Raw genomic sequence first — 24,165 nt, forward strand, 5'->3', positions numbered from 1 at the left:
CCTCCCCTGGACAAGCTGCTAATGGCTATTCTTCTTGCCGGATCAGGACGAATTCGCCGATCAGCAGGAACAGCAAAAAGGGCGCCCAGGCCGCAAGGAACGGCGGATAGGCACCGTAATTCCCCAGCGCCAGGCTGAAATTATCGGCGACGAAATAGGTGAAACCCAGTGCCATGCCGATCGTCGCCCTCAGCAGCACATGTCCGGATCGGGCAAGGCCGAAAGCGGCAGTCGCAGCCAGCAACGGCATTAGCATCGTCGACAATGGCCCACTGATCTTGTGCCACCAGCCGGTCCGCGCTTCTTCGGTCGGACGGCCTGCATTTTGCAGGGCTCGTATTTCCTGCCGCAGTGCGATGAAGCTACGCTCGTCCGGATCGATCTTTGCCAATGTGAATCGCGTTGGCTCCACTCCCCGAAGCCCGATCATTTCCGGCTGTCGCATCAGGATATTCATGCGGGCGTCGTAGGTACGAACGCCTTCCAGCCGCCAACCACCGGCGACCTGTTCCGCACGAGCGACGTCCAACACCCGCGCCAGTGCGCCGCGCTCGCGCTGGTAGATGGTAATGCCCCGCAAACGGGTCTGCGCCCCGCTTCCAGTGACAATCCTTGCCCGGACCATATCGTCGCCGTCCCGTATCCAGACATTCGACAGGATGCCGCTCGACGGGGGTATCGGTTCGTAATCCGCATCGGTCCAGGCATTGACGGTCCGGGCAGCCTTGACCACAACCAGTTCGTTGAAGGCGAACAGCGCAATTGCGACGCCGAGGCTTGCGACAACCATTGGCGCAAGGATCTGGTGCGCAGACAGGCCGGCCGCCTTCATCGATATCACTTCGCTGTGCTGATTGAGGCCAACAAAGGCGATCAGAGCGCCGAGCAATACCGAAAATGGCAGGAATCTGGAGATAAGAATGGGAACTCGAAGCGATACGTAGCGCCACAACTCCGCCTCGCCATTGCCGGGCACCTTCAGAATCTTGCCCGACTCCCCGAGAAGGTCGAGAGTCATGAGCACCAGTACCAGCATGACCATCACCGCCAGGCTGCGGGTCAGGAACAGCCGCGCGGCATAAAGTGCCAGCTGACGCGACGGCATGAAATCCAGATTGATCATGCGGTCGCCTCGATCACAGCCTGACGTCGCCGCGGCAACATTCCGCGAACCGCTTTGCCAATTCTGGTGAAGGCGGCCTCGAGCGCCCCGATCGGTTGCCCGCCAGGCCGATGAGCAATGACGTGGTACATCCAGAGGATCAGCGCCACAAATACCAGGAAGGGCAGCCAAAGCGCGAGTTCCGGCTGCAATCGCCCCTGGGCGCCCGCGCTTTCGGCATATTGGTTGATCTTGTGATAGGTGACGACCATTACGATCCCAACAAAGATCCCCAGCGAACTGTTGCTGCGTTTAGGCGGAACCGCCAGCGCAATTGCCAGCAGTGGCAGCATCAGCATCATGGCGATCTCGACAAGGCGGAAATGGAAGTTAGCGCGAGCAGCCAGCTCATTTTGCCTGTCAGGCGCGGCACCTCCATAAGCCCGGGCATAGACTTCCGGGAGGACCAATTCCTTTTCTTCATTACCGCGACCGCGGAAGGGATCGATAGCCGGCAGCTTGATCGGCAGATCATAGCTTTTGAACGAGAGCGTCCTAGGAGTGGCGAAACTTGGACCTTCCTGGACCAGACGGCCGTTCTGCAGGCGGAAAATGATCGTGTCGGGATCGTCCGTGGACAGGAATTTTCCCTCCGCAGCCGTGGCCGCAATCCGCGTTCCGGACTTGTCGTCAAGCGCAGTGAATATTCCAAGCAGGTGAGTGCCCTTCTGTTCGCTTCGGTCGATACGAAGGGTCATGCGCTTGCCGAATTCGTTGAACTCGCCGACCTTTATCGAAGCCCCGAGTGCGCCGGATTTCAACTCGAACCGCAATCCTTCGTATCGATAGCGCGCATAGGGATCGACCCATCCGACGATCGCGATATTGACCAATAGCAGGCCGATGGCGAACGCGTACGGAACGCGCAACAGCCGGCCGTAGCCGACGCCGATTCCGCGCATCGCGTCCAATTCCGAGGAAAGCGCCAGCTTGCGAAATGCGAGCAGGATGCCCAGCAGCAACCCGATCGGAATCCCAAGTGAGAAATATTCCGGCAACAGGTTGGCGAGCATCCGCCAGACCACGCTGACCGGCCCGCCAGCGTTGATGACGAAGTCGAAAAGCCGAAGCATTTTTTCGAGCACCAACAGCATCGCCGCCAGCACCAGCGTGCCGATCAGCGGGACCGCGATGTTCCGAGCGAGATAGCGATCGACCAACGCCAAGCTTGAGCACCTTTTCGTCTCCGCGGCACCATGATTTGGCCGCAAAGCAGGCCGACATGAAACGCCGGGGCGTCGGGCCTTGCCGATTCCGAAAGGGGGGAGCGGTAAGGGCGCAGCGCCGTCTGTGGCTATAGCGAACCGGAATATAAAATCATGTCGAAATCTTCGATCCCCTTTATGGTCGCCACCGGAGCCGCTCTGACTGCGGCGACGGGCGCTGTCGCGCTGCCTGCGCCGATCCGGGCGAGCAGCGGCTGCACCGCCGGCAAGCCTTCGGTCCTAGTGCACGTCGCAGGCTTCAAGCGACCGACCGGCAATGTCAAAGTGTCGCTATATGGATCGGAAGGCCGCTGGCTGGAGAAGGGTGGCCGGATAAGTCGGGTGAATATTACGGTCACCGGCCGTGAGATGGACATTTGCATACCGGTGCCGTCCCCGGGCCGATATGCCGTCGCGGTCCATCACGACTATAATGTAAATGGGGAGCGCGACCGTCAGGACGGAGGCGGTTATTCACGCAATCCCAAGGTCAGCCTGTTGAACCCCAAGCCGCCTTTTTCCAAGGCGGCGTTCACCGTTGGGAACGGCCCGTCCAAGGTTGGGGTCAGGTTGATCTATCGCAGGGGCTTTGGCGTAGGGCCGGCCGTAAGCTGATGGCCCGGCCGCGGATCGCCTTGATCAGCAATCCCAAGTCGACGGGCAACCTTGCCCAGTTGCCGCTGATCCGCGCCTTCTGTGCCGACCATCCCAATATCTTCCATTATGAGGTCGAGGCCGCCGATCAAATCGGGGAAGCCATGCGGACCATCGCCCGGATCGAGCCGGCGGTGCTGGCGATTAATGGCGGTGATGGTACCGTTCAAGCAGTGTTGACCGAGCTTCATAACGGCGGACACTTCGGCTCGGCGGCGCCGCCAGTTGCCGTATTGCCGAGCGGAAAGACCAACCTCATCGCGCTCGATCTCGGCGCACGGGGTGACCCCGTCGAAGCGCTTGAGAAACTGCTGGCAATCGCCCAGGCTGGCCTGGCGCCGCACCTTGTGGCGCGCGAGTTGATTTCTCTATCGGGTGGAGAAACTGGAATTACCCCGGTAATCGGCATGTTCCTGGGCGGAGCGGGTCTCGCAGACATCATGCTTTATTGCCGCGAGCGGGTTTACCCGCTGGGCCTGCCAAACAGCATCAGCCATTTCATCACGGCCGTCGCGGTGGTGCTTCGGCAGGTTTTCGGGCTTCGGGCCAGCTTCCTGCCGCCCGAGCCGTCGATGCTTAGCGTGCAGGTTCGCCGCGATGGGGCCATCACCGGCCGCTTTGCTTTCCTGTTCGTCACCACCCTTGAGAAGCTGCTGTTGTCGGGCGAGGTCAGTTCGCACGGCAATGGTCCGCTCAAATTCGTCGCGGTCGAGCAGAAGCCGGTGTCGATGCTGCGCGCTTTCTTCGCAAGCCTGGTCGGCCGGCTTGGCCGGACCAAGCTTGACGGCGTCCATGTGGAGGAGGCCGACGAGATCGCGATCGAGGGCGATGCAAGCCAGGTAATCCTCGACGGCGAGACCTTCCGGGCCGGTGTGGGCAAGCCAATCCTGCTGCGTCCGGCCCAGCCGCTATCCTTCGTTCGAATCGCCGCCTAGGGCGAGACAATGTCCGATGCCCTATGCGTCCTCGTCGAGGCCGAACTTCGTCAGCCTGTCGACCCAAGGGTGACCGCAATGGCGAAGGCCATTGCGGCAAAGCATGGCCCGGCAAGCCGAGCGGTGCTCTTCTACGGGAGTTGCCTGCGCCAAAAGCAGCTCGATGGGCTGATGCTCGATTTCTACCTTATCGTGTCCGATTATCGCGCTGCCTATGACAAGGCGTGGCTGGTGAAGGCGAACAAGCTGATCCCCCCGAATGTATTCCCGTTCCAGCATGACGGCCTCGCCGCCAAATATGCCGTGCTGAGCGAGGCGGATTTTCATCGGTTGAATGGTCCGGAAACGCTCAACGTTTCGGTATGGGCGCGCTTCGCCCAGCCGTCGCGGCTGGTCTGGGCGGCGGATGACCTTGCCGCTCGTACCGCGATCGAAGCGGTCACGCGCGCCGCGCCTACGCTGCTCGCTGCGGCAGGGAGAGTTGAGGGTGAACCTGTTCTCGACTGGTGGCGGCGTGCATTTGCGCTGACTTATTCAGCCGAGCTTCGGGCTGAGCGCAAAGGGCGCGCCGGCTCGGTGATTGATGCCGATATCTCGCGCTACGAGCGTTTTTCCCCAGCTGTAATCGCCGCGATCGACCCTTCTGCATGCGCGGGTGGCTGGGCACGGCGTCGGATGGAGGGGAAGGTGCTGTCGGTCATTCGACTGGCAAAAGCGAGCGCGACCTATGCCGGGGGTGCGGAATATATCGCCTGGAAGATCAACCGCCATGCAGGGACGGAAATAGAGCTAAAGCCGTGGCAGAAGCGGCATCCGTTGCTGGCCGCGATCAGCCTGCTGCCGCAGCTCCTCCGATCGGGCGCGATTCGCTAGGCCGTCGGGCCGAGGCGCTGGCCACCGCACTTGCAAGAGTGCTCACGGTGAACGGCTTCCTTAGCAGATCATAGCCCACAAGATCGTCGCCTTCGCCTTCGCCGACATAGCCTGTGACGAACAAGACGGCGAAATCGTGCCGACGCGATTTCATCTCACGGATCATTTCCGGCCCGGTCATTTCCGGCATGATGACATCGGAGATAACCAGGTCGAATTCCATGCTGTCGAACAAGGCAAGTGCCTCCGCCCCGCTTGCGCAGGCGATGGGTTCGTAGCCGAGGTCCTCGAGTGCCCCCACCGTCGCGGTCCGCACACGCGGATCATCCTCGACCAGCAAGATTCTCGCGCCGGGCACGGTCATGTCGTCCTCCGCCCTTGCCTGCATCGCCGGGTGCGCGCGTACATTGCTTGCCTGAGCATCGGTTCGTGGCAGGTAAATTGATACGGTTGTGCCCTTGCCAACCGTACTTTCGATGCCGACCTCGCCTCCAGATTGATGGGCGAAGCCGAAGATCTGGCTGAGGCCGAGACCGGTCCCCTTGCCGACCGCCTTAGTAGTGAAAAAGGGCTCGAACGCGCGCTCCTTGACCTCTGGGGTCATGCCGCAGCCCGTGTCGGATACTTCGATGACCAGATATTCGCCTGCCCGAATATCGCCAACCGCATTGGAATCCATGGTCACATTTCGGCTGCGGATGGTCAGTTTGCCGGTCCCGTCCATGGCATCGCGTGCATTGACCGCTAAGTTGAGAATGGCATTTTCCAGCTGGTGAGGGTCGACAAAGACCGGCCAGGCGTCATTGGCCAGTTCTGTCTTGACCTTGATCCGCTCGCCCAGCGTGCGGTCAAGAAGCTCGCTCATGCCGCCGACCAATATTGCGGTGTCGAGGCGTTCGGGAAGCAATGGCTCCGAGCGCGCAAATGAGAGCAGGCGGCGCGTCAGGGCAGCGGCACGCGTAGCACCTTCCATCGCATTGGTGAGGTGGGTCATCACCTCTCTTCGCGGACCGTTGAGGCGACGCCTGGCAAGGTCGATTCCGCCGACCACGACCGCCAGCATGTTGTTGAAATCATGTGCGATGCCGCCGGTCAGCTGGCCGACCGCTTCCATCTTCTGGACCTGGCGGAGCTGGGCCTCGGCCGCCTGGCGTTCCACCGCCTCGGCCTTAAGCGCCTGGTTCGCCTCCCACAGCTCCTGCGTGCGGTCGCGGACCGCCTGCTCCAGGGCCTGGGCACGCTCGGATTCGCTCTCGGCCTCGCGTCGGGCGGCGGCGTTGAGGCGCAGTGCCTGGACCGCGATGTAACCCATGAAGATCGCGAACAACCCGACGATGACGCCGAGCCAGCTAAGATAATCGGTCAGCCGGTCGGCTTCGGCGGAAAAAAGCTGCGACTCCTCGATCTTTTCCGACAATCCGGCGCGCTCGGCATTGGCGATTTCCGAAAGCTTGCCCCTCAGCCTCGTGCCAACATCATCAACCCCGTTCTGCTTGACCGAGATCGAGTAGAAATAGCTGAGGCCATAAGCTTTTTGGCGGCCGGCGATGTAGCGTGCGACATCGCTGAACTGCTTGCCGCGTTCATTGAACAGCATGCGCAGCTCTGCAGTTCTCCGCTGCTGCTGAGGATCGGGCGAGACCGATCGTTCGAGCTGGGAGATTTGCTGCTCGGCAAGGCGCCATTGGGCATAATAGCGACTGCCACTCGACTTCATGTCCTCATCGAGGGCAAATCGACCAACCGCCGCCTCGGCCCTAGCGATGCTGGCGTCGGCGGTGCGGGTCAGAAGGGCAACGTCATAAGCGTGACGCTCAGCCTCAAGAGCCTGATCGCGGGCGCTGTTGGTCATTGCGACCAGCACGACCATCCCCAAAAGGACCAAGGTCGCGACGAGCGCCACCGCCGCTGCTCCGCCGCGGCGCCAGTAGAACCATTGTTCTTCTTCCCCCGGCGTCATGGCGCCAGTCTAAACTCCGGATTCGGGGAGCGAAACCCCTATTAGGGCGACGTTGCTCAGCCGATGCACCCCGTGGCACGGCCCGCCGCCTCGAACATGCCAAGAATCTCGTTGACCTGCTCCGCCGAATGCTCGGAGCACAGCGAGCAGCGAAGAAGGGTCATGTTGGCCGGGGTTGCGGGCGGGCGGGCGAGATTGACGTAGAGGCCCTCGTGCAAAAGCGCCTCCCACATCGCCGCGCCTCGTTCCAGGTCGGGCATGATGACGGCGATGATCGCCGACTGTGGCGCTTCGGTGCCAAGGGTGAAGCCAAGCGCCTTCAGGCCAGCGTGCAGCTTCTTGCTGTTCTCCCACAGATGGTCGCGCTTCGCCTTGCCGTGCATCAGCTTGCGGATCGAGGTCGCAGCGGTGGCGACCACGCTCGGCGGAAGCGAGGCGGTGAAGACGTAGGGGCGGCAAACCAGCCGGAGGATTTCGAACTTGGGGTGATTGGAGACGCAAAATCCGCCGACCGTTCCGACCGACTTGGAGAAAGTGCCGATGATGAAGTCGACGTCGTCGATGACGCCCTGCGCTTCGGCAACGCCGCGGCCATTTTCCCCGATGAAGCCCATCGAATGGGCCTCGTCGACCAGGACCATCGCGCCATGCGCCTTCGAAACCGCGACCATTTCCTTCAAGGGAGCGATATCGCCGAGCATCGAATAGACGCCTTCGAGCACGACCAGCTTGCCCGTGTCCTGGGGAAGGCGCTTCAGCCGCTTTTCGAGGGCGTCGATGTCGTTGTGACGGAACGGCACGATCTGAGCATTGCCGAGCGCGCAGCCGTCGTAGATCGAGGCGTGGCTGTCGATGTCGAGGATGATGTAGTCATCCTTGCCGGCCATCGTCGAAATGATGCCGAGGTTCGCCTGGTAGCCAGTCGAAAAGACCATGGCGTGGTCCATGGAGTAAAAGTCCTTGAGCGCCTCCTCGACCGCCTTGTGGCCGACGTAGGTGCCGTTGAGGACCCGGCTGCCGGTGGTGCCGGAGCCGAACCGGTCCAGCGCGTCCTTGCCCGCCGCGATCACGTCGGGGTCGAACGTCATTCCCATATAATTGTAGGTGCCGAGCAGGATCGTCTTGCGGCCGTTGCAGATGGCGACGGTCGGCGAGACCACCTCTTCCATCACCAGGTTGAACGGGTCGGTGACCCCGGTCGAAAGCAACTGTTCGCGAGTTTCGATCAGCGGATCGAATTTGGAGAATAGGTCAGTCAATTCAGGCCGCCTGCAGCTTGTCGACCGCGTCGACCAGCTGGCCAACGTTCTCGATCTCCGCCTGCTGGTTCATGGTGATGAGAATATCGAACTCGTCTTCAACATTGGCGACGAAGTCGAGCACGGTAAGGCTGTCCCACTCCAGGTCCTGGGCGAACCGGGTCTGGTCGGTGACCTCGATACCCTTCTTGTTGAACGGCTCGATCAGGGCCTTCACCCTGGCGTCGGTTTCGGCTCGGTCGGTCATGTTCGCGTCCCTAGTGAGGAGCGCGGGCTTTCGCAATCGAATGGGGCGCAAAGAGGGCGGGACGACCGCCACCTAACGTCACTAAATTCACCAATGTCACGGGGTCAGGCGCCATATTCGTGAACTTAAGGGCGGCGGATCTCCCAAATGCCAGGCAATGAGAAGGAGCCGCCACCAGCTTCTCACAGGCGGATACCTGTAGGACAGGATTTTCGGACGGCGGCATTGAATGTTCTTACCAATCCCGCGCAACCGATGCCCGCAGCGGACATTGCCTATCCCGGGCGAACGTGGAATTTGGCGGACATGACCTTGTTATCCTTTGCTGCATTGGCCGCCGGCGGGACGCGTGCCCCAAGCGTCGGTCTAGACCGCGCTTGGGAGTGTAGCTGCGGATGAACGCCATGGCTGAAACAGAATCCGACAATCAGTTTCGAACCGGCATGGCCATGCTTGCCGGCAACACCCTGTCCCCGGACTGGGAAAAGGCCGTAGTGCTGATCGATGCGGCGGCGGCGGCGGGCCATGCGGACGCCATCGAGCGCCAGGCGCTCCTCGAATGCAGGGGAGTGGGCCGCGCCCCCAGTTGGGACAAGGCGCTGGATTTGCTGGCAATCGCGGCCGGGCGCGGTTCGCAATATGCGGCCCGGCAGCTGATCCTGCTGGCCGACGACCAGTTTGAGCCGGCGGACTCGGCCGAGCCGCGGCAGGGCGATTGGGGCGAAATGCGGTCGCGAATCCCGATCGCGCAGCGCGTAAGGGCGTCCACGGCCCCGGGTCACATGTTTTCGGCGAGCCCGATCGTCCACGCCGTGCCCGACTTCGCCAGCGCCGCCGAATGCCAGTGGCTGATCGCCGCGGCTGCGCCACGGCTCGACCGGGCAGGCGTCTATAATAATCCGTCAGGGATCGACCCCGGGCGCACCAATCAGAGCGCTTTATTCAATTTCTGCAATTCGGACATGGTCGTCGAGATGATCCGACACCGTATCGCGAACCAGCTCGACGCGCCGCTGGGATGCCTGGAGATGTCGCAAGTGCTGCATTACGGCGTCGGGCAGGAATTTGTGTTGCACTGCGACTTCCTCGACCCGCAAGCGATGCGCGAGGAAATTGCGCGCAATGGCCAACGAGTTGCAACTGTCCTCATCTACCTCAATGATGACTTCGAGGGGGGCGAGACGAGTTTCCCGCGCCTTCAGATCGACCATCGCGGCGGGCCCGGCGATGCACTGGTGTTCGGCAATGTCGATTCGGCTGGAAGGCCGGACTCAAAGTCACAGCATGCCGGCCGCCCGCCGACGCGCGGCGAGAAATGGGTTTTCTCGCAATGGGTGCGGAATCGAGCGCCAGGCTGAGTCGGTAGCCTAGCTGCGCAAACCGGTGGCGCGCTTCGCGCCGAACACCACCGCCAATGCCTCATAACGATCCGCCATTTCCGTGTGGACCGCGGCCACCCGCAGGTTGGTCGCGCGATCGCTCATGCTCCGCTCGTAGCGCTCACGGTCGGCAAAATAGCTGGCGAGTTGATCGTCGGACATTTTCCCCAAACGTAAAATTCCGGTTCGGGTTCCGACAGGCGGCGACCGCAGATGCGAAGCCTGATGGTCGAGGGGCGTAGGCGGCGTGATCAGCGCGAGAACACCGCTCCATGCGGGGCGCCCTCGCCAGTCCAGCCGTGCGGCCATGACTGCTTGGCAAAGCTGAATCCGGGCTGGCCATCCGCCCCGCGAAATGCCTCGTCGATCGTCAGCGCGCCGCTCTTCTCGTCGAGCTTGAGCAAATACATCCGCTCGCCCGGCTTTTGGGGGGTAACGGCCAGGCGCCTGGAATTCGGGTCCCAGGCTGTCCAGTGCGGCGCAAAATCCGAGCCAATGACCAGCCGGGAGACCTCTACCGGGCTGTTTCCGTCGGCAATGTCGAGGACTATGAAGCCGTGGATGTCGGGGACGCTTTGCACCATATAATGCCCGGCGATGGTCGGAACGCCGCACCAGCTTCCCGGAAACTGGTGAACCAGCCTTGCCTTGGGCGCCGGGCCTTCCATGCCGGTCACCCGCTGCACGCCGCATGACAGGGTTTGGACATAGGCCGCCCCATCGGGTCCGATCCGCGGCTCCTCGGGCGAGATATGCCCATTGAGCCGGGGGCCGGGGTCCAGCCTGTACGTCCCCAGCAGTTTGAGGTCCGACAGGCGAAACAGTTGATAGGTGTTGCTGGTCAGCAGGAAATCGTCGCCCATCGGCGAATTGGTGACGATCACCCGGTCGATCTTCGGCAGGACCGCCAGCCCATAGGGCAGCAGCCCCTCGTCCGCGAACGCCGGGTCGGCATTGCTTGCCGACCGCACGATCTTGCCGGAATCGTCGATTTCCACCAGCCCGCCGCTCTTCCCGCCCATGACCATGTGGCCGCCGTGATCGGGATATTGGAAGGTCGCCAGCACATTGCCGTTGGGCAGGCGAGCGAAGCTGTGCGGCATGCTGTAACCGCCAAGGCTGGTGAAGGCGCCGGCCTGGCGAGGCTGGCGCGGATTGCGCAGATCCATGATCACGGTGCGATTGGCGTCATGATCATTGGCGAACAGCATTCCACTGACCGGCATTTCATATTCGGTATGGTGGGCCTTCGAGCTTTTCTGGTCGGTGCCGACACTGGTAACCAACTTGCCGTAGGCCGGAGAAGCCGGGTCGGCGTCCACCACAGCCAGGAAGTCGTTGCCGGTCTTTACAGGGTCACCGACCCACACGAACAAATATCGATCGGTTGATTTGGCAGGTTGGGATTGTGCGGCCGCACCCAATGCCAGCGACGCCAGCGCAAACAGTCGAAAACCACGAAACATCGTTATTCCCCCCTATCGTCGCAGAGACACGGATTGCGACCAATCGTACGCGTCACATCAGCAGCCTGATAGTTTCACTCAACGCCAATGTCCGCAATGGGTGGAAACTGCCACTAGGGCTTATGGCCGGAATCGGTGGAAAGCGAACATTAGCGGCGCGGGCTATCCTTTCAGCTTCGCCCGGCCGCGAGCGAGGCCAGCTCCTTGACGAGTTTGGCGGCAACCACGGCGGTCATTCCGTTGATGTCGCGTGTCGGATTATATTCCACCACGTCCGCGCCGACGACAGGCACCTCGATGCGATGAAGCACGGATAGGATCTCCCGGACCGACAGCCCGCCCGGTTCATGATGCGAAACACCAGGAGCGAACGCCGGGTCGAGGGCGTCCAAATCGATGCTGACGTAAAGCGGCGCAGCAGGGATGGGCACCGCATTGTGCGCGAAGTGCCGCATTTCAATGATCTCAACGCCGAACCGCCTGGCCTGCTCCCGGCAATGGCCATTTAGTGTCCTAATCCCCACTTGCACGAGGCGACTCGCAAGTCCCCGCTCCATGATCCGCGCGAATGGCGAAGCGTGGCTTAGCGGATCGCCCTCGAAGTCGTCATAAAGGTCCGGATGGGCGTCAAAATGCAGGATGTTCACTGGGCCGTGGACCTCCGCGAGGCCCGCGAGGATCGGATAAGTGACCATATGATCGCCGCCTAGAAAAAGCGGCGTTGCTCCGCCCTGGGCCGCCGCGGCCACGGCCGCGCGGATGCAGTCGAAATCGGCCGCAGACTCCTTGAGGTTCAGGTCGCCCAAATCTTCGAGGGCAATATCGAGACCGAGCTCGGCACCCAGCTCCGTTGCCCTGTTGCCATGTTCGGATGCCAGCGCCGCCCGGATAGCGCCGGGTGCCTGCGCTGGCCCGCGCAGGAAGGACGAATGCGAATCCGTCGGCAATCCGATCAGTCGAACCGTTTTCAGCATGCGCGAAGGCTAGGTAACGATGGCAATGACCGCAATGGGTCGAAAGCTGCCATTACGGCAAGTGGCTATAACAGGTCGAAAGCCGAAGCTGCGCTAAGTCCCGCTGAGGGCATCCCGCAATTTTCGGACCTGGCCGTTGAGTTTAGTCAGCTTTTCCGGCGTGAGCCCTGATCGCTCCAGCAGGGTTTGCGTAAGGCAGGCCGTCTTCTGGTCCAGCGCGCGGCCCTTGGCCGTCAGGCTCACGATGACCTGGCGCTCATCCATTGGATTGCGTTCGCGCGTAAGGAACCCTGCCGCCTCCAGGCGCTTTACCAGCGGAGTGATGGTGCTGGACTCCAGCGACAAGCGGTCGGCAATCGCGGATACTGCCAGCCCGTCCTGTTCCCACAATGCGCTGAGGACGAGATATTGCGGGTAGGTGAGGCCGAACGCGTCGAGCATTGGCTTGTATGTCCGATTGACCGCCATGCTTGCCGCATAAAGCGAGAAACAAAGCTGGCCTTCCAAAGGTAGTTTCTGAGGCTTCATAACCGGATCTCCTGCAATTGTATATCGCGATAATGAATCGCTTGACAAGGGTTATTGGGAAATCTAGAAGATAATTATCGCGATAATCATTATCGTCACAATTCAAAGGAAAACAGAATGTCCGCATCACAAAAGCCAGTCAGCATCGTCCTGGTCCACGGCGGGTTCGTCGATGGATCGGGTTGGAGAGGCGTTCACGACATCCTGACGAAGGACGGCTATGAGGTCATCGTCGTCCAGAACCCGACAGTGTCACTGGCCGACGACGTTGCCGTCACTAGGCGCGCGATCGCTTCCGCTAGTCACCCGGTGGTTCTCGTCGGCCATTCCTATGGCGGAGTCGTCATTACCGAAGCCGGCAACGACCGGAAAGTTCGCAGCCTGGTCTATATCGCCGCCTTTGCGCCGGATGCGGGCGAGTCTGTCGAAACCCTCATCGCCAACCCGGCGCCCGGCGCTCCGGTCCCGCCGATCCTGCCGCCGCAGGACGGTTATTTGAAGTTGGACGGCGCCAGGTTCGCGGACTCATTCGCAGCCGACGTCGATCCCGATACCGCCCGGTTCATGGCGGACTCGCAGGTCCCCTGGGGCGTGGATGCGCTTGCCGGAAAAGTCGGCGTTCCGGCGTGGAAGTCGAAGCCCTCCTTCTACCTCGTTGCGGCCGACGACCGCATGATCCCGCCGCCCGCACAGCGCATGATGGCGGAACGTGCTGGCGCCCAGGTCAGCGAGACGCCGGGGAGCCATTCGGTGTATGTGTCGCGACCCGAACAGGTCGCACGCCTGGTATCGCTGGCAGCTGAACAGGCCATAGCAGTCGCATAAACTTTAGGGGCGGTTGGCATTGGTCAACCGCCCCATTCTGATTATCAGAATGGGGCAATTCGGAGAGCGCCTAGTGCCGCGGGGGGTGAAACGCGGCCTTAATGCACAATCCTAGATCGCGAGGCCTGCGTCGCCTTCCAGAACAGTAACTCTAAGCTCCGGCCGTTCTCCCGGTTCCCATAGGCGCGCAGTATGAGCGACGCGATACCGTAAGGGGCCTCCGTCGGGGGGATCGCTGCGCGTTACCGGCCGGGGGATGCAGACGAACTCGGTCCGGATCTCGCTTCCGGTCAAGCGGACCTTGGCGTAGCCATGCCCGCCCATGTCAATAAACTCGAGGTGCGGCGCTAGCGCGGGGTTGCTGAGCGCCCGGGCCTTCCCGAGATCGAAGCTCTTGGCATATTCCAGGCACGACCGAACACCGTGCTTCAGCAGCATGTTGAACGTCCAGTCGGCCTTGGCGCCGTCTGGCCGGTCGGCCAGGTACAATGGCCGCAGCTTCAGGTCTTTCGGCAAGCGGTGCTCGTAAGATTCCATTGCGCCCGGACTGGCCAGCGATCCGCCAATGAAGCTCAGGCCGACAGGCTCGAATTTCGCGGGTGGAAGCCGCGCAGCGGCATAGCCTGCCCAGAAGCTGTGGCGATCGCCCGAAACGATTGCGAAGCCGGTGATCCTCGCATCGCGGACCAAGTCGTAGATTTCGCCGCGCTCGACCCACGCGCTGCCGTGGTCGCCGCCGCCAAGGTTTGCGAAGGTGTCGGCCGGCCAAGGTTGCTTGGTCAGCCCGGCGGGCAAGTTTTCCGGGTCCGCGCGCCATTCCATCGTGCCCAGGGAATTGCCCCAGATCTTCCAGGTCGCGCTCGACTTGCGAAGCTGATTTTTGAGCCAGGCTTTCTGCGTCGCCCCCAGGATTGACTGGGGCGGCGCGGCCTTGCGGGGGTTGGCAATCTTCTTTTCCTTGAACGCTATTTCCGCTGGCGGATTACCGCCGTTGAAGGTCCGGCCGCCATCAAGCACCATCATCACGTCTTCCGGAAACATCCCGTTATAATCTTCCCAGTCGCCGAGGTCGCCGAGCGACGGGTCGCTAAACGGGTCGGGCCCGTGAAAACTATGCTGGTCAGTAATGATCAAATCGAGGTGCCCGCCGTAACGCAGCGCGCGATAGGCGATCAGGCTGTTGATCGCTGCCCGGTTGTTGGGCTCGTCGCCGATGCCGTCGTCGTTATAGTGCTCGATCTTCACATTCTTGACCGCTGGCGCCTCGAAACGTTCCAGCGACGCGCCGGGCCTCGCGACCCGCGCTGGCTGATACTCGAACCAGGCCTGGTTGGCGGCGACCTTGACCGATTGGCCGGGCCGCTCAATCGGCCCCGCCTTCAACACGCTCTGCCAGCCTTGCCAGCTAAACTCGTGATTGTCCCACATGCACACGAACGGCCAGCGTGCTCGCGCATCTTGTAGATCGGGATCGTGCAAATAGCCCTTATAGACCGCGCGATACCCCTCGACCGTCAGCGGGATGTGGAAATTGCCGACCTTGAGTCCATCGGGAATGCGCGCGACCTCATAGATGGTGCGGTCGTACCGCGTCTTCACCTCTTCGGGATATTGCACCACTTCATAGATGAAATCGCCGAGGTGCAACACGAAACCAAGCTGCTCGTCGGGCGCGGCTCCCTCGTCCTCGAAAATCATGCGTCGATACGCATTGAGCTTGCCTTCATTGACGCTCTGGCAACTGACGAATGCGAAATTTATTGCTCTGGGATCGTCGTCGGCGGGCGCGGTGATTGTCCGGCCAATCCGGCTGCCGTTGCCCAGCTCGTCAATGAAACGATACCAATAAGTCCGAGCGGGCTTGAGGCCGGCGATCAGCACCCTGCTTGTCCAGTCTGACGCGGCCGAAACCGGCGCCGGTGCCTGGGCGATGACGCGGCGGAATGCCTCGTCCTCGGCGACTTCAACCGTGAGCAAGTGGCGATCTCCCGCGTCGAACGGCCGACGGGTCCACAGGATCACGCTATGCGGATCGGGATCGCCCGAGGCCACTCCTTCCGGGAATAAGCTGCGCTCCTCCCTCCAGTTTGTGCGGGAGGCCCGGGCCGGGCCGGTCCATGCGAGCGATGCTCCCATGGCGGCGGCAACCTGGATGAAGTGCCGGCGGCTGAACAAATTTCGTGCCCTTTCGAAACGGTGGCTCAGGCTGCCCACCATCTATGTTTGGACACTTCCGCCCGCGCCAGTCCGAAGCGACGGACGCCTATGAATTTCGACGAATGAGTGCCCGGCTCGATCAAGGTCATATGGCTCCTTCGGGTCGAAAGCGGTGGATAGACGTTGCCGCCTCCGTGCTGGACTTGGGCGCCCCGCGGTGATCTACAATCGATCCACCTCAGCGTTCGGGCCGCTCGGGCGCCGGCATGTCGGCATTACTTCCCCAGATTGGAGACGCCCATGCGATTCAAACTTGGTGCTGCCCTGCTGCTGGCAATCGCTACGCCTGTGACGGCTCAGGTTCCGCCTTTTCCCGACGCGTTCCACACGCAGGAAATCACCACCAACGGGGCGACCATTCATACTCGCGTTGGCGGCAAGGGTCCCGCTGTCGTCCTGCTCCACGGCTATGGCGAGACCGGCGACATGTGGGCGCCGCTGGCCGCCGAACTGATGCGCGACCACCAGGTTATCGTGCCGGACCTGCGCGGGCTTGGCCTTTCGTCAAAGCCGAAATCGGGCTTCGACAAGAAGACCCAGGCCGAGGACGTTGCGGGGGTGATGGACAAGCTTGGTGTCAGGCAGGCCGATCTCGTGACGCATGACATCGGCAATATGGTCGGCTTTGCCTTTGCCATGCAGCACGCCGATCGCGTGCATCGCTTCGTATTGATCGACGCCCCGGTGCCGGGCATCGGCCCATGGGAGGAAATCCTCACCAATCCGCTGCTGTGGCACTTCCGCTTCGGCGGACCGGACATGGAGCGGCTGGTCGCGGGCCGCGAGCGCATTTACCTCGACCGCTTCTGGAATGAGTTTTCGGCCGATCCCAAGCGTTTCGACGAAGCTTCGCGAGAGCATTACGCCAAGCTCTATGCGTTGCCCGGATCCATGCATTCGGGCTTCGAGCAGTTCCACACCTTCGACCAGGACGCAGCGGACAATCGTGCGATGCTTGCCGCCAAGGGCAAGCTCAAGATGCCGGTGCTGGCGATCGGCGGAGAAATGAGCTTTTACCACCAAATGGCGGTCGTCATGCGGGCGGGCGCAACCGACGTCACCGAGGGAGTAGTGCCGGGGTCGGGCCACTGGATCATGGAAGAAAATCCGGATGCGACGGTCAAGCTGGTGCGCGAATTCCTCGACGCGCGCTGAAGTGGCCGGAATGGTTAAGCGGGCACTTGCCTTTCAAAAGCGCAGCGACACACCGGCATAGACTTCGACATCGGCGGTATCAGGCGTCAAACCGGCATTGACGCCCATGTCCAGCTGGGTCGACGGGGAAAGCGCGTAGGCCACCGCTGCGTCGGCCGAGGCCTGTTTGATCGTGCCGGCCGGATCGAAGTTGAGATTGCTCCATAGCTCCCCAATCAGCGTCAGGCGGGGGGCGATGGGCGCCGACAGGTTGACGAGATTGACCAGCCCCAGGTGCCGCCCGTGCTTGTCGCCGTCGGCGATGAGGTCGAGCTCCGGCCCCAAGGTAGCGGTGACGCTGCCGCCCAAGCCAAAGCTGATCGGTACGGCAAGGCCGCCTTCCAGCTTGCGATTGCCGATGCCCTGCCTGGCAATGGGGATTTTGACGAAGGGCAGAAGGCCGACCTGAACCGGAGATTCCCCGGTCGAGAGCCAGTGCTTGTAACGGACCGTGATGTCGCCGACGCCGGATTGGTCCCCGATAGCGCCGCTGTTCCTGATGCGGACGTAAGGCGTGAAGCCAAGCTGCAGGTCGGAGCGATCGGTCAATCCGTATTTGAGGAAGGATGAGCCCCCGGAAAGAGCCTTGGTCTTTGTGCCGCCAGCCTTGGTAAGCGTCCAGCCGAGCACAGAGGTTTCGAGCTGGAAGCTGCCCTTGGGTACCGTGCAGATCGCATTCGCCTTGGTCGGGCGGTCGGTGCAGATCGGGGCCTCATTCGCAGCCGAAGCCGCCGCGAGGAGCAGCATTGACGCGAGGCTCATATCTGTACCTGGCTGCCGAGCTCGATCACGCGGTTGATGGGCAGGCGAAAGAATTCCATCGCGCTTTCGGAGCTTTTGAGCATCCACGCGAATAGCCGTTCCCGCCATAGCGCCATGCCCGGCTTTTCCTTGGTGGCGATGAGCTTCTGGCGGCCGAGGAAGAAGCTGGTGGTCATCATGTTGAAGGGGCCACCGGCGTCGGTAACGCGCGCAAGGTCACCCGGGATGTCTGCCTCCTCCATGAAGCCATAGTGGAGGATGACGCGGAAGAAACCGCTGCCGACGTCGTTCGTCTCGATGCGGTTTTCGGGGTCAATATGAGGCACGCCCTCGACCTTGACGGTAAGGATGATCACCCGCTCATGCACCACCTGGTTATGCTTGAGGTTGTGCAATAGCGCCGAGGGAATGCCGTCCGCCGTCGACGACATGAAGACCGCCGTGCCCCGGGCGCGGAAGGCGGAGGCGGCCGACTTCACGAACACCTGCAGCGGCACCGAGCTTTCCTCCAGGCTCTTGCGCATCAGCGCCCGGCCGGTCGCCCAGGTGGTGAGGATGGTGAAGCTGACCGCCGCCACGACCAGCGGGAACCAGCCGCCGTCGGGGATCTTGGTGATGTTGGAGGCGAAATAGACGCCGTCGACGAGCGCGAAGGTGCCGATGACCAGCGCCGCCACGATCCGGTTCCAGTTCCACACCTGGAAAACCAGGAAGGCCAGCATCACCGTCGTGATGAGCATCGTCCCGGTGACGGCAATGCCATAGGCCGAGGCGAGATTGGTCGACTTCTGGAAGCCGAGAACCAACACGATGACCATCACCAGCAGCGTCCAGTTGATTGCGGGAATGTAGATCTGGCCGGCGGCCTTGGCGCTGGTGTGCAGGGTCTTCAGGCGGGGGAGGAAGCCAAGCTGTACCGCCTGGTGGGTGACCGAGAAAGCGCCAGAGATCACCGCTTGGCTGGCAATGATCGTCGCCAGCGTAGCGATTCCAACCAGTGGCAGGCGCGCCCAGTCCGGCGCCATCAGGTAGAAGGGATTTTCGACCGCCGCCGGGTTGCCGAGCAGCAGCGCGCCCTGGCCCAGGTAGTTGAGCATCAGGCAGGGGTAGACGAGGCCCAGCCATGAGAAGCCGATCGCCCTGCGGCCGAAATGACCCATGTCGGCATAGAGAGTTTCCGCGCCAGTGACGGCGAGAAACACCGATCCCATGGCGAGGAAGGCGAGCTTCGGGTTGTAGAAGAAGAATTCGATGGCCCAGCTTGGGCTCAGCGCGGTCAAAATGTCGGGATGCTGTACGATGTTGTGCATGCCCAGGGCGGCGAGCGTCGCGAAATAGATCATCACGATCGGCCCGAACATTGCGCCGACCCGCGCCGTGCCTCGCGCCTGGATCAGGAACAGGCCGACCAGGATCGCGATCGAAATGGGGATGACCAGCGGCTCTAGGCTGGCGTGGACGATGGTTAGTCCTTCCACCGCCGACAGCACGGAAATGGCCGGCGTGATCATCGCGTCACCATAGAAGAGGCAAGTCGCCAGCACGCCCATCGTGACCAGGCTTGCCGTCCATTTCCGGCCGGGCAGGCTGCGCGAAATCAGCGCCAGAAGGGCGAGTGAGCCGCCTTCGCCGCGATTGTCGGCGCGCATCGCCACCGCCACATATTTGACCGTGACGATCAGCATCAACGACCAGAAGATCAGGCTCAGCACGCCGAAGATATGCAGCCGATCGACCGCCATCGGATGCGGCCCGATGAAGCTTTCCTTCATCGCGTAAAGTGGCGAGGTGCCGATATCCCCATAAACGACGCCGATCGCCCCGAGCATGAGAATCGGCAGCCGGTCGCGCGGTCCGTGATAGGGGGCTGGGACGGCCTCGGCCGTTGCTGTGATGCTTGTCATCTGCACGAGGTGGATGCGGGGGGCATAAAGATTCCATGTGGTTTTCGTGGAGGAGTCATAAGGAAAGCTATCGAAACAGGCCCGAAAACCTCGACGCCGGGAGCTGCAAGGCGCATCTGGGCGGCCATGAACGATACCGAACTCATGACCGTTGCAGCGCGCAAGGCCAGCGCCGCCAGCATTGTGCGCCCCTATGCCGAAATGTTGGCGATGGTCGCTGCATCGACCTTGGCCGGCATGCTGATTGCACCACGTTGGGGCAATTCGGCGGTGGACTTGCTCTATCTACCGGCCGTGCTCGCTGCAGCCGGATTCTATGGTCTGGTTCCCGGCATCCTTGCCGCGGTGACGTCCGCCCTGGCCTTCAATTATTTCTTCACGGAGCCATTCCGCACTTTTCACATCAATAGCCCCGAAGACATCGCCACCGTCGTCTTCCTGTTCCTGGTTGCCCTGGTGACAAGCCAACTTGCCGCGCGGATGCGAGCAGGCGCCCGCGCCGCCGAAGCCAGCGCGGCCCGGAACTCGACCATCGCCGGTCTCGCTCGCCGGCTATTGTCCTGCGCGGGAGACGAACAGATCGCGAAGATTGCCTGCCGCGAGCTTGGCCGGCTGTTCGACTGCAACGCCGTGATGATGAGGGGCGGACCCACGCCACAGATCGTTGCTGCGCGGCCTGCCCATGCGACCCTGACCCCAAGCGACATAGCCGCGGCCGCCTGGGCAATTGAATCGGGCAAGCCGGCCGGGCGCGGTGCGGAGGCGGTCAACGCGACCGAATGGGTCTTCTATCCGGTCCGGTCCGACACGGCCGTGCTCGGCGCCATTGGCCTGGCCCGCAACGACGGCACCCGGCCGGTGGCCAGCGGGCAGCTCGACCTGCTCGACAGTCTCGTCGATCAGGTAGCCCTCGCCCTCGAGCGGGCGCGGCTGGAGGGCGAGGCGAGGGAGTTCGAGCGGGTGCGCGAGCGGGACCGGGTCCGGTCGGTGCTGCTCTCCTCGATCGGGCAGGACCTCAGAGGACCGCTGGCGGCGATCACCAAGGCGGTCGGTGCGATCAGGCGCAGCGGGCTGGCCGACAAGTCGTTGACTTCGGTCATCGGTGCGGAAGCGTCGAAGGTCGATCGCTATATTTCCAATTTGCTTGAGGTCGGCCCGGAATCCGACCAGCAGCCAATCGAGACGGGCGGCGTGACCATCGACCTGTTCCGGCGGGTCGTGTCCAGAGATGGCGAGGAAGTGCACCTGACTCCAAAGGAGTTTGCGGTGCTTGCGGAGCTGGCGAAACATCCCGGGCGGGTGCTCACCCATTCCCACCTGCTTCGGGCGGCATGGGGCCCGGCACAGGAAGGGCAGACGGAATATCTTCGGGTGGCGGTGCGGGCATTGCGGCAGAAGCTGGAGTCAGATCCATCGCATCCGCGACTGATCGTCAATGAGCCTGCAGTCGGTTACCGCCTGCTGACGGGTTGAGGGGCGTCCTCAAGGCGGGGGCGCCCGACAATCACGCATTTTGACGGCGGGGGCGGGGAGCTTTATCGGCCACTGGCGCATTAACTGCGAGGGCGGAGAAGCATTGCCACCGGATGTGGCATTGCGGGCTCCCGGAGGACCCGATGGAGAAGCCTCGAATCTTTCTGGGCTCATCAGGAAAGCAGGAGAAGCTGCTTCAAGCGCTGACGCGCGGCTTGAACGACATCGCGCTCGTCGAGCCCTGGACTTCCTCCTTCAATCCTGGGGTTTCCACTTTGGAGCGCCTCCTCGAACTTACGCGGGAAGTCGATTTCGCGGCATTTGTCTTTGCCGAGGACGATTGGACGATGAGCAGTCCTTCGGCTTCATCCGATCCAGCGGCAGGCCAGGCGTCCCCCCGGGACAATGTCGTATTCGAAGCCGGCCTGTTCGGCGGCGTACTGGGAATGCGCCGGACCTTCATTCTCCATGCAAATGGGGCAAAGCTGCCGACCGACCTGCTGGGCCTCACGTCAATACGCTATCCCGGCGCGATGACTCCTTCCGAGATGCGGGCCGTCAACCAGAAAATCCGCAACGCCATCGAAGATGAAGGCCGGGTCGCCCGCATCGAGGGTAACTGGTGGCAATTTTCGCTGACCGCGCGCACCGAAGCGGAGCCCTCCGCGCTGGGCCTGTTGAAGATTGCGCGCGACCGTGACGGTGCGCTTGAGGTCTCCGGTCGTTCGTGGCGGGGAGATGGCAGCCTGTCGGCGCGATATTGGAGTGAGGCGGTGAGGGAGAAGGACGCATCGTCGGGCGTCTTTTATTATTGGAAGGGCGAGCGGCCACTGGACGTGAATGCGCCGCAGCTGGACGGCACTGGCGAAATCCGGCTGGAATCCGAAGATCGTGCGTCCGGTTATTTCACGACGCGCGCCGATTCCGACCCAAGCATCAACACGCGGACGTCGGGTGTCTATTGGCGTGCCGACCCCGGTGATATCTCAATATTGGACGGTCGCGGCGATCGCGAGCGGGCAGCGCTGATTGCGGAGCGGCTGAAGGAGTGGGAGGCCGTCCGGAACGGTTGAACGGAGAGGTGCCATGCAACCCAAGAAGGTCCTGATTCAAACGACGATTCCGACGGCGGAAGACGATTGGTCGGTCGCCCGATTCAGCAGGCTGGGAAAACTGCTTCGCGAGCAACGCGATGATAGCGGCAATCCTGTCTATGACGTCACCATGCGCGACCGCGATCCGCCCGGACGGCCGGATTCCGTCTTGTCGACGATCGACCAGAGCGACTTTAACGAACTGTGGCTGTTCGCCGTCGATACGGGCGATGGCCTGACCGAAGAGGATTGCGCGGCAATCGGCCGTTTCCGCAAGAGCGGCCGGGGCCTGCTGGTGACCCGCGACCATATGGACCTGGGTTCTTCGGTCTGCACGCTGGGCGGTGTCGGCGAGGCCCATTATTTCCATTCGAGCCACCAAGACCCCGACGTCGAACGGCGCAAGCGAGACGACCCCTATACGACCAACATCGACTGGCCGAATTTCCATTCCGGAGCGAATGGCGATTTCCAGGAGATCGAAATCGTCGCCCCCGCTCATCCCGTGCTCACCGACGGAGGTTCTCCAACGGGCTTCATCCGGCGATTGCCGTCCCACCCCCACGAGGGTGGCGTCGGTGCTCCCGATGGCGAGGATGCGCGAGTGATCGTCAAGGGGCGGAGCCAGGCGACCGGTGTGGATTTCAACATTGCCGTGGCGTTCGAACCGGGCGAGCACGGCGGCCCGGCAATCGCCGAAAGCACCTTCCACCACTTTGCCGACTATAATTGGGATCCAGCCTCGGGCTGCCCAAGTTTCGTCAGTGAACAGCCGGGCGACGGCCTGGGGCGGGTCCCGGAGGCATTGGCCGACACGCATCGCTATGCGCTAAACATCGCCGCGTGGCTGAGCGGAGCGCTGCCGAGCAGCGCGCGTACCGCGGTAGCGCAAGGTGAATTGGTACGGGAGTGAAGATTATGAAGCTTTACTATTCGCCGGGCGCCTGCAGTATCGCGACCCGGATTTCGCTCCATGATGCCGGCATTCCGGCCGAATATGAGCAGGTCGATCTCAAGGCAAAAGTCACCGAGCGCGGCGACGACTATCTGGCGATCAATCCGGCGGGTGCCGTGCCGATGCTCGTCCTCGACGACGGCCAGGCGGTGACGGAGAATGTCGCCATCCTGACGCTGATCGCGGAGCGCGCCCCGAAGTTGGGCATCGACGGTCCGCTTGGCCAGATAAGATTGATCGAAATGCTCTCTTATCTTTCGACCGAGCTGCACGCGGCTTTCAAACCCTATTTCCACGCGACGAGCGAAGACGAGAAGGAAAAGGCGGCCGAAGCGGTTGGCGTGCGGCTCAACCTGTTAGCCAGCAAATTCGGCGACCCTTACCTACTCGGGTCGCACTTCACGGTGGTCGACGCCTATTTCTTCGCGATGCTCCGCTGGGCAAGGGAATTCGGAATCGATCTTCCCACGCCATTTCCGGCCTATTTCGACCGACTCTCGGACCGGTCAGCGGTGCGACAGTCATTGCTGGAAGAGGGCTTGGCCAGCCCGTTGATCGCCGCCTAGCCGGCAAACGATGCGAAGGGCGCCGGGATCGACCAGGCGCCCTTTTACTATTTCTAATCTTCCTTAGTGCTGTGGCTGATGCAGGCATGCGGTGTCATATTGCGAGACTGACGCCGTATTGCGCGAGTTTTGAGGCTGTTCGCCCGCGTAGTGCGTGCCGGCGTTACCCTCTTCGTTGAAGGCTGATCCCGGAGCGCTCGACGCGTTGCCTGGCCGGATGTCTTCGCATTCGAAGCCCGGCTGACCGGTGCTGGCCGGGCCGTTCAAATGATCCCATCCGACACCGTTCGTGGGGCCCTGGCTGCTACGCGTGATCGGCTGGCTCAATTGGGTTTGCCCCATAGCGGAGCCATGACCCATTGTGGCGCCCTGGCCCATCGCGGACATGCCACGGGCGGCGCCCATCGTTGCGCCATTACCCATACCACCGCCGCCGCCATGCCCGGGACCTGCAATCAGGCCAGCGGGGGTCAAAGCAATGGCGCCGGCTGCCACGAGGAAAATCGTCTTTTTCATGATGAACTCCTTCGGAC

22 protein-coding genes and 2 pseudogenes are annotated in these 24,165 nt (G+C 62.1%); 11 read left to right on the plus strand and 13 right to left on the minus strand.

Annotated elements, in window-relative coordinates:
• Positions 1-25 precede the first annotated feature (25 nt).
• Positions 26-1,123: an LPS export ABC transporter permease LptG gene (gene lptG / locus LVY65_RS09875; protein ID WP_235067908.1), complete on the minus strand. Its 1,098-nt coding sequence runs from the start codon at positions 1,121-1,123 to the stop codon at positions 26-28.
• Positions 1,120-2,328, minus strand: a complete 1,209-nt coding sequence (gene lptF, locus LVY65_RS09880) for an LPS export ABC transporter permease LptF (RefSeq protein ID WP_235067909.1) — start codon at positions 2,326-2,328, stop codon at positions 1,120-1,122. Before lptF ends, lptG begins: the two co-directional genes overlap by 4 nt.
• Before the next feature lie 153 nt (positions 2,329-2,481).
• Between lptF and LVY65_RS09885 the strand changes: the two genes are divergently transcribed.
• Genes LVY65_RS09885 through LVY65_RS09895 form a run of 3 tightly spaced genes read left to right on the plus strand, consistent with a single transcriptional unit; the run spans position 2,482 to position 4,829 of the window.
• The gene (locus tag LVY65_RS09885) at positions 2,482-2,982 is read left to right on the plus strand and encodes a DUF2141 domain-containing protein (RefSeq protein ID WP_235067910.1); all 501 of its coding nucleotides are present in this window, start codon (positions 2,482-2,484) and stop codon (positions 2,980-2,982) included.
• Positions 2,982-3,956: a diacylglycerol/lipid kinase family protein gene (locus tag LVY65_RS09890; RefSeq protein ID WP_235067911.1), complete on the plus strand. Its 975-nt coding sequence runs from the start codon at positions 2,982-2,984 to the stop codon at positions 3,954-3,956. Before LVY65_RS09885 ends, LVY65_RS09890 begins: the two co-directional genes overlap by 1 nt.
• Positions 3,957-3,965: 9 nt before the next feature.
• Positions 3,966-4,829 carry a hypothetical protein gene (locus tag LVY65_RS09895; RefSeq protein ID WP_235067912.1) on the plus strand — a complete coding sequence of 288 codons (864 nt, stop codon included), beginning with the start codon at positions 3,966-3,968 and terminating at the stop codon, positions 4,827-4,829.
• Here LVY65_RS09895 and LVY65_RS09900 read toward each other — a convergent pair.
• Genes LVY65_RS09900 through LVY65_RS09910 form a run of 3 tightly spaced genes read right to left on the minus strand, consistent with a single transcriptional unit; the run spans position 4,786 to position 8,295 of the window.
• Positions 4,786-6,789 carry an ATP-binding protein gene (locus tag LVY65_RS09900; protein ID WP_235067913.1) on the minus strand — a complete coding sequence of 668 codons (2,004 nt, stop codon included), beginning with the start codon at positions 6,787-6,789 and terminating at the stop codon, positions 4,786-4,788. The genes LVY65_RS09895 and LVY65_RS09900 overlap by 44 nt on opposite strands.
• Before the next feature lie 56 nt (positions 6,790-6,845).
• Entirely contained in the window at positions 6,846-8,048 is a 1,203-nt protein-coding gene (spt, locus tag LVY65_RS09905) for a serine palmitoyltransferase (protein WP_235067914.1), read from the minus strand.
• A gap of 1 nt (position 8,049) precedes the next feature.
• The gene (locus LVY65_RS09910; RefSeq protein ID WP_235067915.1) at positions 8,050-8,295 is read right to left on the minus strand and encodes an acyl carrier protein; all 246 of its coding nucleotides are present in this window, start codon (positions 8,293-8,295) and stop codon (positions 8,050-8,052) included.
• A 404-nt stretch (positions 8,296-8,699) separates the two neighbouring features.
• On the opposite strand from LVY65_RS09910, the gene LVY65_RS09915 reads away from it, so the two are divergent.
• Positions 8,700-9,653, plus strand: a complete 954-nt coding sequence (locus tag LVY65_RS09915) for a prolyl hydroxylase family protein (RefSeq protein ID WP_235067916.1) — start codon at positions 8,700-8,702, stop codon at positions 9,651-9,653.
• 9 nt (positions 9,654-9,662) lie between these two features.
• On the opposite strand, the gene LVY65_RS09920 is transcribed toward LVY65_RS09915, so the two are convergent.
• The 4 genes from LVY65_RS09920 to LVY65_RS09935 form a co-directional block, all read right to left on the minus strand.
• Complete coding sequence (locus LVY65_RS09920) at positions 9,663-9,836, minus strand: hypothetical protein (protein ID WP_235067917.1); 174 nt, start codon at positions 9,834-9,836, stop codon at positions 9,663-9,665.
• A gap of 89 nt (positions 9,837-9,925) precedes the next feature.
• Entirely contained in the window at positions 9,926-11,140 is a 1,215-nt protein-coding gene (locus LVY65_RS09925; RefSeq protein WP_235067918.1) for a selenium-binding family protein, read from the minus strand.
• A gap of 170 nt (positions 11,141-11,310) precedes the next feature.
• A complete protein-coding gene (gene speB / locus LVY65_RS09930; protein WP_235067919.1) occupies positions 11,311-12,114 on the minus strand; it encodes an agmatinase in 804 nt (267 codons plus the stop codon).
• Between the two features lie 93 nt (positions 12,115-12,207).
• Positions 12,208-12,642 carry a MarR family winged helix-turn-helix transcriptional regulator gene (locus LVY65_RS09935; RefSeq protein ID WP_235067920.1) on the minus strand — a complete coding sequence of 145 codons (435 nt, stop codon included), beginning with the start codon at positions 12,640-12,642 and terminating at the stop codon, positions 12,208-12,210.
• Between the two features lie 117 nt (positions 12,643-12,759).
• Between LVY65_RS09935 and LVY65_RS09940 the strand changes: the two genes are divergently transcribed.
• Complete coding sequence (locus LVY65_RS09940; protein WP_235067921.1) at positions 12,760-13,467, plus strand: alpha/beta fold hydrolase; 708 nt, start codon at positions 12,760-12,762, stop codon at positions 13,465-13,467.
• 111 nt (positions 13,468-13,578) lie between these two features.
• On the opposite strand, the gene LVY65_RS09945 is transcribed toward LVY65_RS09940, so the two are convergent.
• On the minus strand, positions 13,579-15,642 hold the full coding sequence (locus LVY65_RS09945) for an alkaline phosphatase D family protein (RefSeq protein ID WP_235067923.1): 2,064 nt from the start codon (positions 15,640-15,642) through the stop codon (positions 13,579-13,581).
• Positions 15,643-15,924: 282 nt separating this feature from the next.
• Between LVY65_RS09945 and LVY65_RS09950 the strand changes: the two genes are divergently transcribed.
• A complete protein-coding gene (locus LVY65_RS09950; RefSeq protein ID WP_235067924.1) occupies positions 15,925-16,839 on the plus strand; it encodes an alpha/beta fold hydrolase in 915 nt (304 codons plus the stop codon).
• A gap of 33 nt (positions 16,840-16,872) precedes the next feature.
• Here LVY65_RS09950 and LVY65_RS09955 read toward each other — a convergent pair whose 3' ends face one another.
• Positions 16,873-17,640 carry a transporter gene (locus LVY65_RS09955; protein ID WP_235067925.1) on the minus strand — a complete coding sequence of 256 codons (768 nt, stop codon included), beginning with the start codon at positions 17,638-17,640 and terminating at the stop codon, positions 16,873-16,875.
• On the minus strand, positions 17,637-19,469 hold the full coding sequence (locus LVY65_RS09960) for a potassium transporter Kup (RefSeq protein ID WP_235067993.1): 1,833 nt from the start codon (positions 19,467-19,469) through the stop codon (positions 17,637-17,639). The genes LVY65_RS09955 and LVY65_RS09960 overlap by 4 nt, the downstream gene beginning before the upstream one ends.
• Positions 19,470-19,745: 276 nt before the next feature.
• On the opposite strand from LVY65_RS09960, the pseudogene LVY65_RS13455 reads away from it, so the two are divergent.
• The 5 genes and pseudogenes from LVY65_RS13455 to LVY65_RS09985 form a co-directional block, all read left to right on the plus strand.
• A pseudogene (locus tag LVY65_RS13455) lies at positions 19,746-20,456 on the plus strand (DUF4118 domain-containing protein); the annotation flags it as partial.
• Between the two features lie 273 nt (positions 20,457-20,729).
• Positions 20,730-21,017: pseudogene (locus LVY65_RS13460) on the plus strand (winged helix-turn-helix domain-containing protein); the annotation flags it as partial.
• A 143-nt stretch (positions 21,018-21,160) separates the two neighbouring features.
• Positions 21,161-22,090, plus strand: a complete 930-nt coding sequence (locus tag LVY65_RS09975) for a TIR domain-containing protein (RefSeq protein ID WP_235067926.1) — start codon at positions 21,161-21,163, stop codon at positions 22,088-22,090.
• Positions 22,091-22,103: 13 nt separating this feature from the next.
• Positions 22,104-23,024 carry a hypothetical protein gene (locus LVY65_RS09980; protein WP_235067927.1) on the plus strand — a complete coding sequence of 307 codons (921 nt, stop codon included), beginning with the start codon at positions 22,104-22,106 and terminating at the stop codon, positions 23,022-23,024.
• 5 nt (positions 23,025-23,029) lie between these two features.
• A complete protein-coding gene (locus LVY65_RS09985; protein WP_235067928.1) occupies positions 23,030-23,632 on the plus strand; it encodes a glutathione binding-like protein in 603 nt (200 codons plus the stop codon).
• 63 nt (positions 23,633-23,695) lie between these two features.
• Here the strand turns inward: LVY65_RS09985 and LVY65_RS09990 are convergent, their stop codons facing one another.
• Positions 23,696-24,148: a hypothetical protein gene (locus LVY65_RS09990; RefSeq protein WP_235067929.1), complete on the minus strand. Its 453-nt coding sequence runs from the start codon at positions 24,146-24,148 to the stop codon at positions 23,696-23,698.
• Positions 24,149-24,165 lie beyond the last annotated feature (17 nt).

The organism is Sphingomonas cremea (genome assembly GCF_021502585.1).
GTDB lineage: Bacteria > Pseudomonadota > Alphaproteobacteria > Sphingomonadales > Sphingomonadaceae > Sphingomicrobium > Sphingomicrobium cremea.

What these genes read in the sequence shown, in the direction of transcription:
- LVY65_RS09920 (WP_235067917.1), bottom strand. Translation starts at nt 9,836, where the DNA reads ATGTCCGACGATCAACTCGCCAGCTATTTTGCCGACCGTGAGCGCTAC.
- lptG (WP_235067908.1), bottom strand. Translation starts at nt 1,123, where the DNA reads ATGATCAATCTGGATTTCATGCCGTCGCGTCAGCTGGCACTTTATGCC.
- LVY65_RS09890 (WP_235067911.1), top strand. Translation starts at nt 2,982, where the DNA reads ATGGCCCGGCCGCGGATCGCCTTGATCAGCAATCCCAAGTCGACGGGC.
- LVY65_RS09900 (WP_235067913.1), bottom strand. Translation starts at nt 6,789, where the DNA reads ATGACGCCGGGGGAAGAAGAACAATGGTTCTACTGGCGCCGCGGCGGA.
- LVY65_RS09960 (WP_235067993.1), bottom strand. Translation starts at nt 19,469, where the DNA reads ATGCTCGGGGCGATCGGCGTCGTTTATGGGGATATCGGCACCTCGCCA.
- LVY65_RS09940 (WP_235067921.1), top strand. Translation starts at nt 12,760, where the DNA reads ATGTCCGCATCACAAAAGCCAGTCAGCATCGTCCTGGTCCACGGCGGG.
- LVY65_RS09925 (WP_235067918.1), bottom strand. Translation starts at nt 11,140, where the DNA reads ATGTTTCGTGGTTTTCGACTGTTTGCGCTGGCGTCGCTGGCATTGGGT.
- LVY65_RS09915 (WP_235067916.1), top strand. Translation starts at nt 8,700, where the DNA reads ATGGCTGAAACAGAATCCGACAATCAGTTTCGAACCGGCATGGCCATG.
- LVY65_RS09975 (WP_235067926.1), top strand. Translation starts at nt 21,161, where the DNA reads ATGGAGAAGCCTCGAATCTTTCTGGGCTCATCAGGAAAGCAGGAGAAG.
- LVY65_RS09885 (WP_235067910.1), top strand. Translation starts at nt 2,482, where the DNA reads ATGTCGAAATCTTCGATCCCCTTTATGGTCGCCACCGGAGCCGCTCTG.
- LVY65_RS09935 (WP_235067920.1), bottom strand. Translation starts at nt 12,642, where the DNA reads ATGAAGCCTCAGAAACTACCTTTGGAAGGCCAGCTTTGTTTCTCGCTT.
- LVY65_RS09950 (WP_235067924.1), top strand. Translation starts at nt 15,925, where the DNA reads ATGCGATTCAAACTTGGTGCTGCCCTGCTGCTGGCAATCGCTACGCCT.
- LVY65_RS09985 (WP_235067928.1), top strand. Translation starts at nt 23,030, where the DNA reads ATGAAGCTTTACTATTCGCCGGGCGCCTGCAGTATCGCGACCCGGATT.
- LVY65_RS09895 (WP_235067912.1), top strand. Translation starts at nt 3,966, where the DNA reads ATGTCCGATGCCCTATGCGTCCTCGTCGAGGCCGAACTTCGTCAGCCT.
- LVY65_RS09955 (WP_235067925.1), bottom strand. Translation starts at nt 17,640, where the DNA reads ATGAGCCTCGCGTCAATGCTGCTCCTCGCGGCGGCTTCGGCTGCGAAT.
- LVY65_RS09990 (WP_235067929.1), bottom strand. Translation starts at nt 24,148, where the DNA reads ATGAAAAAGACGATTTTCCTCGTGGCAGCCGGCGCCATTGCTTTGACC.
- LVY65_RS09910 (WP_235067915.1), bottom strand. Translation starts at nt 8,295, where the DNA reads ATGACCGACCGAGCCGAAACCGACGCCAGGGTGAAGGCCCTGATCGAG.
- LVY65_RS09980 (WP_235067927.1), top strand. Translation starts at nt 22,104, where the DNA reads ATGCAACCCAAGAAGGTCCTGATTCAAACGACGATTCCGACGGCGGAA.
- speB (WP_235067919.1), bottom strand. Translation starts at nt 12,114, where the DNA reads ATGCTGAAAACGGTTCGACTGATCGGATTGCCGACGGATTCGCATTCG.